We start from the raw sequence: 13,404 nt of genomic DNA, 5'->3' as shown, positions 1-13,404 counted from the left end.
AGATCACCAAGACGACACGATTTGCATGGCTTCGCTCACCGCCGTCTCCCCCGCCAGCAATTTGCCGATTACGTCGTCCATCAAAAACGGGACCCGGGCCTCGCGCATCCAGGCGGTCACTTCCGCTTCCCCGGCACCCTCGGCCACGCCCCGCGCCCATTCGGCGTTCATCGACAACATTTCATAGACGCCCAGCCGGCCGTGATAGCCGGTTCCGCCGCAGTAAATACAGCCTGCGCCTTCGTACACTTCGCTGCCGGCCAGCTCCGGCCGATTCAGCGCCACCGCTTCGCGTTTCGTCAAGGGGCGGGGGATGCGGCAATGCCGGCACAGCCACCGCACCAGACGCTGGGCGATGGCCAGACGCATACTCGCTGCGACCAAATAAGGTTCCACGCCCATGTCGATGAGGCGGGTCAAGGTCGCGGCGGCGGCATTGGTGTGCAGGGTGGAGAGCACCAAATGGCCGGTGAGGGAGGCCTTGATCGCCACGTCGGCGGTTTCGCGGTCGCGGATCTCGCCGATCATCACCACGTCCGGGTCGTGGCGCAGGATGCTGCGCAGCGCCTTGGCGAAGCTCACCTTGTCGGCCGAATCCACCTCCGACTGGGCCACCCCGTCGATTTCGTATTCGATCGGGTCCTCCACGGTGATGATGTTGAGGTCGCGCTCCCTGAGCAGAATCCGCATCGCGGCATACAGGGTGGTGGTTTTGCCGCTCCCGGTGGGGCCGGTGAGAATCAGCATCCCCTGGCTGCGGCGCAGGAAGGTTTCCAGGGTCTGGAGGTGAACGTCGGCGAAGCCCAGTTTATCCAGGGTGAGGTTACCGGTCTGCACGGCCAACAACAGCCGCAGGGTCATGCGTTCGCCGTGCTTGGTGGGCAGGGTGGCGACGCGGACATCGATGGTGCGGCCGCCGCTGACGAATTGCTTGGAGAAGCTGCCGTCCTGGGGAGCGCGCTTTTCGGCGATGTCCATTCCCGCCATCACTTTGAGCCGCCCCACCAATTCACCGTGGGAAGTGGTCGGCAGGACCGCGTGGGTTTCCAAATGGCCGTCCACCCGGAAACGCACCCGGACGCCGTTTCGGCCCGGATCGATGTGGACGTCGGAAGCCTGCTTGAGATAGGCGGCGTAGAGGATCTCGTCGCTCAGATCCACGGCGTCGGCGTCGAGCCCCTGGAGGGCGTTTTGGCTGCGGCTGCCGTCCAGGAGCCCGACCCGATCGCGGCCGTCGCCGAACACCTGTCGCACCGCCCGTTCCAGCGTCGTTCGATCGGTGCGCCAGGCGCATACCGGCGTTTTCGTCATCCGCTCCAACACCCGCAGGGTGGCGCGCTGGCCGGGATCGACGCAGGCCACGTGAACGACGCCGTCGAGGCGGACGAAAGGCAGCACCCGCTTGCGCATCGCCAAGGTGGCGGGAATCTGGAGGACGCATTCGGGATCGATGCGCACGTCGTCCAGTGCGAGCAGGTGAGTTTCGGGATCGAAGGCGGTGGGATCGACGAACGCCAATCCCAGGCGCACGGCGTCTCCGTCCTCCCTCAACCAACGAATCCGGGCGCGGCGGGTGATGGGACGCGAATCGAGCTCCAGGGTGACGGTCACCAGCGCGTTGTCGCTCAGCGCTTCCCACACCGATTCGGTGAGCCGCAACCCCGCGCCCCCCTCGGAGAGGTCGCACACCCGCCCTTCGATTTCCTCGGCGTCGGCCGGATACAAAATCGCCAGGACCCTGCCGCCGACCGCCTCGCGGGCGTCGCGGCGCTGATCCTTGTCGGCCGGGGAAACAGCGTTGAATTCGTTACGCGAAATCGCCATGGTCAGATCCACACGGTCAAGGTCCAAAGCATCCGGGTTTCGTTCTCGTTTTCCGGTTCTTGCATCGACCAATCCAGCGGCACCAGCAACAGGGCGTCGTCGGCCATTCGGCGCAAGGCGGCATGCACATCCACGTAGCGCCCGTAGAAGCTTACCCGCCAGGCGCGGAAATGAATCTTGTCGGTCAGTTCCCGGGCCGACAGAATTTGCTTGAGTTCGGTCACCGCCCGGGTGCCGCGCTCGAAGACCCCGTCGTCCCTGCCTTCGTCCACCACCTGCAAATCATGCTCGGCGAGAATGGCCTGCAGGCGCGCGATCATTCGGTTGGCGTCGTCGCGTCCGCCCAGGCTGCCCAAATCCACGGTCACTTTTTCGTCCAGCTCGCGGCGGTTCTGCTGCTTCTCCGCCAGTTGCCGGTCGAGCATCCCCATGCGTTGTTGCAGGTTGGGAATGGAGGCCGCGCTGATGCCTTTTCGGGCCAGATTGCGCCATTCCTCCTCGGCCTTCTCGCTGCCCTTTTCCACGAAGCCCTTGGCGAAGGTGAAGTAAATCACCCCGATCACCAGCGCCGGGAGGACGCGCTTGATGAGTTTTTCGCGTTCCTCAACCGTCATCGCCATCGCGCAACCCCTCCAGTCCCGAGTCCGTCAACACCAAATCGAATCGCCACGGCCCGCCCTGGGCGAACATCTCCAGGTCGGTCTTGGTGGGTGGCGCGACCTGCCAACCGTCCGCTTCCAGCAGGGGTTCCAGGGCGGTGGCGTAAAAATTGGGGGCGTCGAAGCGCAAACTCACCCCGCGCACGATCCAGCGGGATTCGCCGCGTTCGATGGCGGTCAGCACCAATTCTTCCGGCCGCTGCCGCGCCAGATTTTCCAGCAGACGCACCGGCCGCCGGCGCAGCCTTTCCATCAGCTCGGGGAAATGGGCGAAATGCTGTTCCAGCTTGGCCATGTTTTGCTGGATGCCATCCAGTCGATCTTGACGGGATTTCAGCCCGTCGCGCAGGCTCTTGATCTGCTTTTCCAGGCCCTTGAGCTCATCCGTGCGGGCCTGGTAGTCCAACTTGCGGTAGGTGTGCCAACCGGCGTGGGCGGCGACCACGGTCAGGGCGAGGGCGCCGGACGCGACCATGTAGGCGATTTCCCGGTCGATGCCGCGGCTTTCCTGGATCAGGGGGATATGCAGTTCCTCCCCCTCCACCAGCGCCCTGGCCCAGGCCGAAAGCCACAACTGCAAGTCCTGCTGCCGGTCGAAGCGGAGGTCGGTTTGGTTCTCCTCCGAACCGAGGGACAAGGTATGGCCGGCGGTGAGCTGTTCGCGCAGGGAAACGGAGGCGTGATCCGCCACCCACTCTTCCACCTCCGCTTGCCAGCCGCCGGCGCCTTCCAGCGGAACCACCAACACTTCCGGCGCTTCGCCCGGATGGAGCAGGCGGACGCCGATCGCGCAATCGGGCCAATATTCCAAGCGCAGCCAGGGCACTTCGCCTCCTTCGGTGAGCGGCCGGGGTAGACCGCCGGAATGCAGGACTCCGCCCAGGCGTGCGCGCAGGCCGCGGATGGCGGTCTGGAGGCGGTCGTAAATGCGCTGCGGGATGAGGCTGATCCAATAGTTGCGCATTTCGTCGTCGGAGGCGCACAGGGTATAGCCCAACTGGCGGTTGATCACCGACACCCCGGTGATCGCCTCCAGTTCGAAACACAAGGCCTGGGTCAGCGCGGCGGCGCCGATGCCGTGCACCTGCGCGGTCGGCAGGGCCAGGGAATAGCTTTCCAGGCGGTCGAACAGCAGCCACACCCGCCGCGCCGGCTTACGCTTCCCGAGGACGTACTCCACCGTTTCGGGCAGGTAATCGACCCCTTCGCAAACCTTGTCGTATTCCTCTACTTCGCCCAAAAGCTTGCCGTGCCCGTCCGCGTCCGCCCGATAGGTGCGCTCGGCGGTGATATACAGCAGCGTGTGCCGGGGCCGGGCGGATTGCGGCAGCCGGGCGAGGAGGGGGGCGATTTTTTCCTTGAGGTTCATTTGGAAGCGGGTGGTTCCTTGTCGTTATCGTTATATTTCCACTCTTCTTTTTCCCCGATTGCCCCCTCTCCCTTCGGGAGAGGGTCGGGGTGAGGGTTATCCATTAAATTTGGTTTGGATTGGTTTTATGTTTTTTCATTCATCACAAAGGGTTATTACCAAAAAACCACGGGGAAATAACTTCCGGGTAACAGGTCGACTTTGATGGGTTGTTTGTTTTGATAAAGGGCTGTACCGGTAGCCGTTACTTCAAAAAGCGCTATTTGGTTTTGTCCGGCTGGAATTGTGGTCGTTGGGGAAAAGCTAAATGAAGCGGTTGATGGTGTTCCTGCTAAAGTGACATTTCCTGGAATACTGGCGATGTTTGACCAAACAGATTCCACCTGTCCTGTAGCCACGTTCCGATAAAAAAGACACATACGGAGGATTTTGTTTGTGTTTTCAAGGGTCAGGTGTGCCGAGATGCTATCTATTTCTTTGCTTCGCCACATATAAGTCGTCACGGCGAAGGTTTGATCCGTCTGGTAATGGTTTGGGCAGTCAAAAGAGGCGGATGTGCCAATTTTTCGATCACAACCGTAACTGGTGATTTCTAACCGTTGTGAAGTGGGGCTGACCACACCCCATCCATAATTCGTTGTGTTTCCAAGTGTGCCTTCTTTTCCACCCCACGCATCGCGCAGGGCGTCCGGGTCATCCGGGTTTGCCGAAGTCTGCATATAAGGTCCCGCCCAGCCGCCATGCATGTTTATGCCTGCTGGACAGGTAGTGCTTGAAAATGTGAGAACGTTATAGCTTGGCAAGCTGCCCCGATCTATGAGGGCCCTTAAATTGGTTGGCAATGTGCCTGTATCGGCCACGAAACCCCGAATCGCCTTTTGGTTTATCTCAACCATCGCTTTTATGAATTCCTCGCCCTGCTGCCGTGTCTTCTCGAACCTCGTCTGCTCCTGAATCCCGCTCACCGAGCGGATGGCGACGGTGGTCAGGATCGTCATCACCAGCAGCGAAACGACCAGCTCGAGCAAAGTCAGGCCGCGTTGACGAAAGGCGATCAATCCGCGCATGGCAGATTGCCTTCCGAATAAGGGTCGGGAATGCGCAGGAACAGCACGCGGTCGTCGCCGCGTTTCGAGGCGTCGGCATCGATGATCTGGGTATTTAGTATGCCGTCAGGGCCGGCCGAGACCAGGCGGGCGCACATTTTGCCGTCGCCGTTGGGGTAACCTATGGCGATGCAATCGTTGGGGTCAGAATCGTTGTCATCTGGCACTTGTAACACAATGGGATTGCGCCAACGATAATGATCCAGAACGTAATAATCGTTTTCGTGAGAGGCGCTACCAGTGGCGGTATGATCGAAATGAACGTATTGATCGTTTGTTGGTGGGTTGCTGGCAACCTTGCTGAAGCTGCTGTTGAGTTTCGTGGGATCAACCAATTTCCCACCGCCGCCTTGCAAATACGGCCCGCGCCAACCCAGGGCTAAGCGGGGCTTGAATTGCCCAAGCGAACCCGGGCAAAGCGATTTTGGATTGGCGCTATCAAATGTCGAAGCGTTAACCAGGAAATGCAAATGGTAATGGGGGTCGCCGCCTGTTGCAGTATCGTCGTGGCAATCCTCATTACCGCTTCCATCTCGGTAATAGGGAAGGTGATTGCGGATATCGCTGTAATACCCCGGTCCCGCCGCCGATCCCATGATCGCATCCCGAACCGCCGCCATGGTCGCGTCGGTCGCCTGGCAGGCGGCTTGGCTGACGGTTCCCTGGGTATAGGGAAGCACGACGGCCGCAAGCGAGAGCAGCACCAGCAGCACCACAGTCAATTCCAACAGGGTGAAGCCAAGGGAAATTCGGCGCATCGGAGGCATGACTTTTTCCCGGATGACGAGCGAAAAGACGGGCGCCGAAGCGCCCGCCCGTGCTTATGCAAGAACGCGATTAGTTGTTCTTACTAGCAATATTACCCCAGGTATGACCTTGGGTATTGGCCAGTCCAAATAGATGATTTGGCATCATCAGCATAGCCGAGCCTACCAGCTTGGCCCTTTCAGTAGAAGTGGAGCAGCCAGAGGTGGCGTTGTCCTTATCAACTTGGAAGACGGTTACGAACCGATTGTAGGCATTTTCCGGCCCCATGTTGCCACTGCTGGCGAAGTGGAGGGGAGCGTCGGACATGACCGTGTTAATCATTTCGCTTTCCGGACCGACACCGAATACCACATAGTCATAGCAGGTGGTATCGAACCGACCATGCATTTTCGTGTTGTTGTAGAAGGCAAGGGCCAGATGATGGGCGAGGGTTTCATCGGCGTCGATAGTGCCGCTACTATCGAGGTCTGCCGCGGTCACTACCGCCAACGGGGTCGTACTAGTCGTCGTAACCGGTGCCAGTGCGCTCACGGCGTCGAAGGTGGCGCTCGTGGGGCTGGTTTTCATGGTCCATAGATTATTAATGCCGGCCATGGCCAGTGACATGTTTCTCGCCATGCCGGGAGTGGCAACCACATCAACTAATTTGGTGTTCATCAATTTAGTATATTTGGCACCGCTACTATCAACCAACGAATGAAATTCTTCCGGATATTCCAAATACTTCGACTGAAACAAATTGATCGCATTGTTCAGTTCCCACAGGTTGTCGTTACCGGTGGAATCGTGCGTCCGCTGCAGATAACCCTGCGCATACGGCAGGATCAGCCCGGACAGACCGATCAGGACCAGCAGGACCACGGTCAGTTCGAGCAGGGTCAACCCTTGTTGGCGTTTGCGAGCCTTGAGTGCGTGTATGCTATAGTTCATTATTAATTCTCCTTATAACGATAAAAAAAATTGCCTTGCGTTATTGGAAGGCCGCGTCGGGCTGCCCCCCGCCGCGGCTTCTTTTCCGGGGCGTCCTTGCCTTGGCCCCGGATTCCCTCAGGGATTGCCGGTGCAATCCAATCGCTCCTTGACTGCCTTACACTGCCTTTTCCGAAGCAGCAACAATACAACGTTGCAATCCGCCTTGATTGCTTCGCGTTGCTTTAAGGCCGCTGCAGGATCCTCTCCGCAATAGCTTTTCCCCCCATGTATCCTTGCCCTCTTTCGGATTCTCTCCAGGAGTCGCCGGAGCAACTATACTTTGCCTGGAGGCATTCCCTTGTCATTCCATGAATGACCCCGTATTGCTTGCAGGCATCATGCCAAATTGAAAGAACAAGGTAGGCTAGGACTTTACCGGATTCTGGAAACTGTGACCGGGTTCAAAATTGCGGCATATCCCTCATCTAATGCGGCATATGCCGCAATCGTCTGGATTGGCACCGGGTTTTCGACTGGGAGTTGCAGTTGGAGAGGGAGCTATTGCGACATTTTCGCCAACGGGGATAATGGCATTCGCGATTAGCGTAACCCTTACACGAGTTTTGAAACGGACTTTAAATATCAACGGCTTCTAGCGCCGTCACTCCGGAGCGGGGGCGCAGGGTTGAGTCCGCCATCGCTTATCCCGCCCATGATCGATCGGCGCAGAACTTCCCCTCAGGTAGAGACCTCGGAATGGGTGCGGCATATACCGCACTTTATATGCGGGAATTAGGGTGCTTTTGGGGTTAAGAATCTGTTCTCGCATCGATGGACAAAGGCATCGCCGCGAATACGCCTTCACCGACCGTGTCGGGAAGCTTGAGGAACGAAGAGCGGGACCGAAGGCGTTATTCGACGTCTTCGTACACATCGGCGATTTTCAGTTCCAGTTCCAGGCAGCGGAGGGGGACGGCATCCTCGGCCGCGGCGTAGGTATGCAGAATCCAATCGTCGTCGGGCAGTCGCCGGTAGGTGTCCACCCGCATTTCGTTCGGGTCGATGAGCCAGTATTCCTTCAGGGTCTGCGATTGGCGGTAAATATGGAATTTTCGCCCCCGGTCGAAATATTCCGTGGAAGGGGAAACCACCTCGGCGATGAACTGCGGGCGGCGCTTGTAGAGCCTTTCCTGTTGGTCCTGCCGGTCGCAGGTCACGAACACGTCGGGGTAGAAAAAGGCGTCGGCCTCGTCGATCCGGAGTTTCATGTCGGCCATGAAGGTCCGGCACGGTGTGCCGCGCAGATGACTTTTCAGCAAGGCGGCCAAATTCAAGGTGACGGTGTTATGCCGGTCGGTGCCGCCGACCATCGCCCAGATCTCGCCGGCCAGATATTCGTGCTTGATCTCGAAGCTTCTTTCCTCGAAGGCCAGGTACTCCTCCGGGGTGAGCAGGGATTGAGCCGCCAGTGCCGTCATTTCTCGCCTCCTATGGAAACCGTTCAAGCCATTTTAGCAACTTTGGCGGATGGGCGAGAGGAAGGTGGTCTGTAAAGCTTTGCAATCGGGCTGGGCTCTGGGAGTTTCAAAACGCGTGCGAGGGTCGGGGTAATCGCGAATGCCAAGTTGGCGGGGGTGTCGCAATAGCTCCCGCTGGCGGGAGAGGGTTGGGGTGAGGGGGGTATGAATCAAAAGATATCTTTCATTTCAATTAGATATATCTGTCATGCCGCGTGAACCTGGACGGTATATCGTGTTCTGAAACAGACTCCCGGGTTGCGTCTTTATTGGTCCGGAATTTGCGGAAAAAATTCTATTTAACGGTTCTTTGCAATGCAATTTTAGGGAATGAACATGCGCGATCATTTTTTCCGCTGCCTGCCGATTCTGACGGTTCTGGCCGCCGCGTTTCTCGCTTTCTGGACCTATCTGCCGGGATTGGTCGGTGGCTTTTTGTTCGACGACCAGCCCAACCTGGCTCTCAACGAAGCGCTGAAACACGCCAAGCCCACTTGGGATTCGTTGAGCGCGGTGGCGTTTTCCGGGGATGCCGGTCCCTTGAAGCGGCCGGTCAGCATGCTGAGCTTCGGGCTCAACGTGATCGCCGCCGGCATGGACCCCTACTGGTTCAAATTCACCAACGTCCTGATCCACCTCTTCAACGGCGCGCTGGTATACGGTCTGACGGTGCTGCTTCTCGGGGTGTTGCGGGAGATCCGGGGAATACCCGTCGGACCCCGGCGGGCGGGCTGGATCGCGGCGGCGGTGAGCGCGGTGTGGCTGCTGCATCCCCTGAATCTGACGTCGGTGACCTACACGGTGCAGCGGATGACCAGCCTGGCGGCCCTGTTCACCTTCACGGGCTTGATTCTGTATATGCTCGGGCGCCGGCTGTGGCTGCGGCAACCGCCCCGTCCCCGGCTGGGGCTGGCCTGGATTCTCGCCGGCATCGGCGGTTTGGGGGCGTTGGCGGCCCTGTCCAAGGAAAACGGGCTTTTGATCGGGGGGTTCGCTTTCCTGATCGAATGGTTGTTTTTCCGCTTCCAAGCGGCGACGCCGATGCTGCGCCGGACGGCGGTGGGGCTGAATCTGGCTTGGGCGGTGGTGCCGGCGCTGGGAGGCGCGGTGTACTACCTGGGCTTGCATCTCGACCAGCTGGCGAGCGGGTACGGTTCGCGGACCTTCACTCTGACCGAGCGGGTTTTGACCGAGCCTCGGATTTTGTGGTGGTACGTGCATTTTCTGTTGGTGCCCGACATTCGCGACATGGGCCTGTTCCACGACGACATTCCTCTATCCCACGGGTTGCTGGACCCGCCCATGACGCTGTTCGCCATCTTGGAATGGGGCTTGGTGGCTGCGGTGGCGGTCGCCCTGCATCGGCGGGCGCCGATGTTCGCCTTCGGGGTTTTGTTTTTTCTCGGCGGACATGCCATGGAATCGACCATTTTTCCGCTGGAAATCGTCCATGAACACCGCAACTATGTGCCCGGCTACGGAGTGCTTCTGGCGCTGTTTTATTACTTGCTCCATCCGCGCTTCGGAAGGGTATTGACGCGCTTGCGCGGCGCTCCGGTCGGCGGCGAGCCGCTGCTCGCGGCGCGGGTTCTCGCGGTTGTCGGATTCGCGGCGCTCGCGGCGGGGGGCACCTGGGCGCGCTCGGCCGCTTGGTCGGATCAGCGCCGCTTGGCGATGGCCGAGGTGACTCACCATCCGGAGTCGGTGCGGGCCAATTTCACCATGGGGCGGGTGCTGATCGAGACCGCCGAGCGCTACGGGCGCGACTCCAAGCAGGCGCGCGAATTACGGGAATTGGCCCGGACCTTCTACAAACAGGCCAATCGCCACGACGACTACTATCTGGTGGGGCGGTTCGGCCTGTTGACGCTCGACGCGCTCGACCGCAAGCCGGTGGACTCGGCCCTGGTGGACGAATTGTGCGCGCACATGCGGGAAGGGCCGGTGGCGGCCAATGTGATTTATACCCTCAGCCGCCTGTTCAAGGACGAGGAAAAAGGGCGCTGGAAGCTGCCTCCCGAGGTTTTGCTGCGTCCCACCGAGGCCCTTTTGAGCAATCCCAAGCTGGCGCGTAAATGGCGCGTCGAGCTCCTCGTTCTGGGGATTCAATACGCCTTCCGGCATCGGCAATACGCGGCCGCGCTCCGTTTGACCCGTCGCCAAGTAGCACTCGAGCCCGACGATCCGGCCTATCGTCTCAATTACGCCCAAGGGCTTTTTTTAACCGGAGACGCCGACGGCGCCGCCCGCGAGCTGGAGGAAGCCGCCCGCCTCGATCCCGACGATCGGATGGCGGGGGCGCGCCAATTCATCGAGCAGGCCATGCTGGAGCGTATTGCCCAAGGGGTGCAGGAGCGTCCATGATCGATACGGCCGGTGAATTCCATGGCCGATCGGTGCATAATGCAATACCGGTCAAAATTGGATGGAAAGAGCCGTCGAAAATGGAGGCTTGCGGAAATGGCCAAAACCACTGCTACATACTGGAATCCCTTGCGTTCGGAGAACCGGGATAAATGGCAGCCGATCGCGGGTCTCGAAGGCATGGCCGAGGAATTGACCCTGAGCATCGATGAGGAAACGGGAGAATATACCCGTTTGACGCGTTTCTTTCCGGGCGCGGATACCACCTCCTTCGGCGGCAAAAGCCACGCCTATCCCGAAGAAATTTTTATCGTGAGCGGCCGCCTTTACGATCAAGCCTTCGAGAGGTGGCTGGAAGCCGGGCATTACGCGAGCAGACCACCCGGCGAGGTGCATGGGCCGTTTCGAACCGACCAAGGCTGTCTCGTTCTGGAAGTTTCTTTTCCAAACCGGGCGAAGAAGACGGAGCTTTCTTCAAACGGCGTTTAGACCGCAAACGATACGCCTACCTTGTCCGCCCTTTATGCGGCTGTCCCGACAGGAAATTGAAACGGACCGGTTATTGGTCTATTCTGGCTCCGACCGGGAATATTCGCCGGAGGGACGATTGACGAAGGAGGGCCGCCGAATATGGGTACTAGTAATCGTGCCAATTTTTGGATGCCGACCGGCATCACTGAAGCGCTCCGAGAGGAGACGAAAAGGAAGTTTCGATGGAGCCTCGGCGGGCAGTGCGGATCGGTTCGCACCTGCTGGATGTGGATGACCTTTATTGCCGCCGCGGCGTTATTGAGCTTTGCGGAACCCGGCCGGGGTGAACCGACGCACATCGATGTTCGCGTCATCAGCAAGGGGGCCAAGTTCATCGGCACCGGTATGGGCGGGGCGCGGATCACGGTCACCGACCTGAATACCGGCGAGCTCTTGGCGCAGGGAGTCACCCAAGGGGGGACCGGCGATACCGATCGCATCATGCGGCGGGACCGCGTGCCGGGAAGTGCGCTGTCCACCCCCGACGCGGCCAAGTTTTCCGCCACCCTCGATCTGGATGAACCCCGCCTGATCGAGGTGGCCGCCTTCGGTCCCTTGGCGCATCCGCAAGGGGCGAACCGCGTTTCAGCCGTTCAGTGGGTCGTTCCCGGGAAACATTTGACGGGCGGCCACGGTTGGCTTCTGGAGATGCCGGGCCTGATCGTCGACCTGCTGGCTCCGTCCGTCCCCGGGGAGTTGGCGGGCGTGCCCCGGACCATCGAAATCAAAGCCAAGGTGACGATGATGTGCGGTTGTCCCATCATCCCCGGGGGGCTGTGGGATGCCGATGAATTCGAGATCGTCGCCTTGATCAGCCGAAACGGCGAGCCTTTCGGGCAGACCGCATTGAGCTATGCGGGCGAGGCGAGCCGGTTTGCCGGATCGTTTGAAGTGGACGCGCCGGGGACCTATGAGGTCCTCGTCTATGCCTACCAAGCAAGCAACGGCAATACCGGCTTGGATAAGGGCGCATTCATTGTCGTCGCGGAATGAAAGGGGACGTCGGCCAAGCGATTCAAGGAAGCCTCCGATTTTTATTTCGACCACCACGATAGAAGCGGGAGATGTGACCATGGGTGCAGCCAGTGCGGGATTTCATGAGGAGACGGATCGATTGAAACCGGAGACCATCGATCGGCACCGGGCGATCGTCTCCTTGATGGAGGAGTTGGAAGCGGTCGATTGGTACGATCAGCGGGTCGATGCCACCGACGACGAAGCGCTGCGCGCCATTCTCGCGCATAACCGGGACGAAGAGAAGGAGCATGCCTGCATGATCCTGGAGTGGCTGCGCCGCCGGGATCCGGATTTCGACCGCCAACTGCAATCCTATTTGTTCAAACAGGGGGCGATCACCGAGCTTGAGGCAAGCGGGATGGAGGAGGAGGGTTCCGGAACCTCGGAAGGCGATGGATCGCTCGGGATCGGAAGTCTCAAACAGGAGAGCGCACGATGAACGACCTGCGACGCGAATTTGCCCCGATCGTTTCCGAGGCGTGGGAAGCGATCGACCATGAAGCGACCGCCACGCTGAAACTGATCCTCGCGGGACGCAAGGTCGTGGACTTCGAGGGACCTTCCGGGTGGCACACTTCCGCCATCGGTCTGGGGCGGGTCGAAGTCTTGACCGGCAGACCGTATCACGGCGTCGAAGCGGGCTTGCGGCAGGTGCAGCCGCTGGTGGAGTTTCGCGCGCCTTTCCAGTTGGGGCGGAATGAATTGGACACCATCGCCCGGGGAGCGAAGGATGCCGATCTGGCGCCGGTGAAGGAAGCGGCTTGGGCGATGGCGATCGCGGAAGACCGGGCGGTGTTCCACGGTTATCCCGACGCCCGCATCGAAGGTATCTGCGAAGCGGCGGCGGACCAGGCGCTCACGATCAGCGAGGATTACGAGCATTATCCCGGTGTGGTCGCCGATGCGCTGGAAAAATTGCGTAACGCCGGAGTGGACGGCCCTTATGCGATCGCCCTGGGGCCGAAATGTTATACCGGCCTCACCCGGACCGCCACGGCGGGCGGGTTTCCGGTGATCCAACACGTCCAGAGACTGCTGGACGGTCCGGTGATCCGGGCGCCCGCCATCGACGGGGCGGTGGTGGTCAGTCTCCGGGGCGGCGATTTCGAACTGACGGTGGGTCGGGATCTGTCGATCGGATACCTCGGTCATTCGGCGACCGCGGTGGAGTTCTATCTCCAGGAAAGCTTCACCTTCCGAGTGTTGACACCGGAGGCGGCGGTGCCGCTGGAATATCCGTCCGCCCAGAGTGTGTAGACATTGAGTGAATACAAGCGTTCATAGTGAGAGCCGGAGCGCCCTCTCCGGCTCTACCTGCGAATATCGGCAAGCCCTGG

The 13,404-nt window shown here is 59.9% G+C and carries 12 protein-coding genes; 5 read left to right on the top strand and 7 right to left on the bottom strand.

What is annotated here, in order from left to right; all coding sequences use genetic code 11:
• Window positions 1–3: 3 nt before the first annotated feature.
• The 7 genes from H035_RS0115320 to H035_RS0115290 all read right to left on the bottom strand — a co-directional run bounded on the left by H035_RS0115320 (window position 4) and on the right by H035_RS0115290 (window position 8,116).
• Window positions 4–1,824, bottom strand: a complete 1,821-nt coding sequence (locus H035_RS0115320) for an ATPase, T2SS/T4P/T4SS family (RefSeq protein ID WP_051149892.1) — start codon at window positions 1,822–1,824, stop codon at window positions 4–6.
• A 2-nt stretch (window positions 1,825–1,826) separates the two neighbouring features.
• Window positions 1,827–2,444: a hypothetical protein gene (locus H035_RS0115315; protein ID WP_152486083.1), complete on the bottom strand. Its 618-nt coding sequence runs from the start codon at window positions 2,442–2,444 to the stop codon at window positions 1,827–1,829.
• Window positions 2,428–3,852, bottom strand: a complete 1,425-nt coding sequence (locus tag H035_RS0115310; RefSeq protein ID WP_022949838.1) for a hypothetical protein — start codon at window positions 3,850–3,852, stop codon at window positions 2,428–2,430. Before H035_RS0115310 ends, H035_RS0115315 begins: the two co-directional genes overlap by 17 nt.
• Before the next feature lie 155 nt (window positions 3,853–4,007).
• Window positions 4,008–4,919, bottom strand: coding sequence for a prepilin-type N-terminal cleavage/methylation domain-containing protein (locus tag H035_RS0115305; protein ID WP_022949837.1), 912 nt, complete (start codon window positions 4,917–4,919; stop codon window positions 4,008–4,010).
• On the bottom strand, window positions 4,907–5,725 hold the full coding sequence (locus tag H035_RS0115300) for a hypothetical protein (RefSeq protein WP_022949836.1): 819 nt from the start codon (window positions 5,723–5,725) through the stop codon (window positions 4,907–4,909). The genes H035_RS0115305 and H035_RS0115300 overlap by 13 nt, the downstream gene beginning before the upstream one ends.
• A 70-nt stretch (window positions 5,726–5,795) precedes the next feature.
• Entirely contained in the window at window positions 5,796–6,656 is an 861-nt protein-coding gene (locus H035_RS0115295) for a hypothetical protein (RefSeq protein WP_022949835.1), read from the bottom strand.
• 893 nt (window positions 6,657–7,549) lie between these two features.
• Window positions 7,550–8,116 carry a Uma2 family endonuclease gene (locus tag H035_RS0115290; RefSeq protein WP_022949834.1) on the bottom strand — a complete coding sequence of 189 codons (567 nt, stop codon included), beginning with the start codon at window positions 8,114–8,116 and terminating at the stop codon, window positions 7,550–7,552.
• 375 nt (window positions 8,117–8,491) lie between these two features.
• Between H035_RS0115290 and H035_RS20150 the strand changes: the two genes are divergently transcribed.
• The 5 genes from H035_RS20150 to H035_RS0115265 all read left to right on the top strand — a co-directional run bounded on the left by H035_RS20150 (window position 8,492) and on the right by H035_RS0115265 (window position 13,324).
• A complete protein-coding gene (locus H035_RS20150) occupies window positions 8,492–10,519 on the top strand; it encodes a tetratricopeptide repeat protein (protein ID WP_022949833.1) in 2,028 nt (675 codons plus the stop codon).
• Window positions 10,520–10,615: 96 nt separating this feature from the next.
• Window positions 10,616–11,008 (top strand): cupin domain-containing protein, encoded by a 393-nt coding sequence (locus H035_RS0115280; protein WP_022949832.1) that lies wholly within the window; start codon window positions 10,616–10,618, stop codon window positions 11,006–11,008.
• A 273-nt stretch (window positions 11,009–11,281) separates the two neighbouring features.
• Window positions 11,282–12,043, top strand: a complete 762-nt coding sequence (locus H035_RS20145; protein WP_022949831.1) for a hypothetical protein — start codon at window positions 11,282–11,284, stop codon at window positions 12,041–12,043.
• A 79-nt stretch (window positions 12,044–12,122) separates the two neighbouring features.
• Window positions 12,123–12,506 (top strand): encapsulin-associated ferritin-like protein, encoded by a 384-nt coding sequence (locus H035_RS0115270; protein WP_022949830.1) that lies wholly within the window; start codon window positions 12,123–12,125, stop codon window positions 12,504–12,506.
• Window positions 12,503–13,324 carry a family 1 encapsulin nanocompartment shell protein gene (locus tag H035_RS0115265; protein ID WP_022949829.1) on the top strand — a complete coding sequence of 274 codons (822 nt, stop codon included), beginning with the start codon at window positions 12,503–12,505 and terminating at the stop codon, window positions 13,322–13,324. The genes H035_RS0115270 and H035_RS0115265 overlap by 4 nt, the downstream gene beginning before the upstream one ends.
• Window positions 13,325–13,404 lie beyond the last annotated feature (80 nt).

It is taken from the genome of Methylohalobius crimeensis 10Ki, assembly GCF_000421465.1.
GTDB lineage: Bacteria > Pseudomonadota > Gammaproteobacteria > Methylococcales > Methylothermaceae > Methylohalobius > Methylohalobius crimeensis.
The sequence above is the reverse complement of the archived record's forward strand: the minus strand, read 5'-3'. Positions and strand labels throughout refer to the sequence as shown.

Excerpts from the sequence above, each read along its gene's own strand:
- H035_RS20150 (WP_022949833.1), top strand. The coding sequence starts at position 8,492 with ATGCGCGATCATTTTTTCCGCTGCCTGCCGATTCTGACGGTTCTGGCC.
- H035_RS0115300 (WP_022949836.1), bottom strand. The coding sequence starts at position 5,725 with ATGCCTCCGATGCGCCGAATTTCCCTTGGCTTCACCCTGTTGGAATTG.
- H035_RS0115320 (WP_051149892.1), bottom strand. The coding sequence starts at position 1,824 with ATGGCGATTTCGCGTAACGAATTCAACGCTGTTTCCCCGGCCGACAAG.
- H035_RS0115295 (WP_022949835.1), bottom strand. The coding sequence starts at position 6,656 with ATGAACTATAGCATACACGCACTCAAGGCTCGCAAACGCCAACAAGGG.
- H035_RS0115305 (WP_022949837.1), bottom strand. The coding sequence starts at position 4,919 with ATGCGCGGATTGATCGCCTTTCGTCAACGCGGCCTGACTTTGCTCGAG.
- H035_RS0115310 (WP_022949838.1), bottom strand. The coding sequence starts at position 3,852 with ATGAACCTCAAGGAAAAAATCGCCCCCCTCCTCGCCCGGCTGCCGCAA.
- H035_RS0115270 (WP_022949830.1), top strand. The coding sequence starts at position 12,123 with ATGGGTGCAGCCAGTGCGGGATTTCATGAGGAGACGGATCGATTGAAA.
- H035_RS20145 (WP_022949831.1), top strand. The coding sequence starts at position 11,282 with ATGACCTTTATTGCCGCCGCGGCGTTATTGAGCTTTGCGGAACCCGGC.
- H035_RS0115290 (WP_022949834.1), bottom strand. The coding sequence starts at position 8,116 with ATGACGGCACTGGCGGCTCAATCCCTGCTCACCCCGGAGGAGTACCTG.
- H035_RS0115315 (WP_152486083.1), bottom strand. The coding sequence starts at position 2,444 with ATGGCGATGACGGTTGAGGAACGCGAAAAACTCATCAAGCGCGTCCTC.
- H035_RS0115280 (WP_022949832.1), top strand. The coding sequence starts at position 10,616 with ATGGCCAAAACCACTGCTACATACTGGAATCCCTTGCGTTCGGAGAAC.
- H035_RS0115265 (WP_022949829.1), top strand. The coding sequence starts at position 12,503 with ATGAACGACCTGCGACGCGAATTTGCCCCGATCGTTTCCGAGGCGTGG.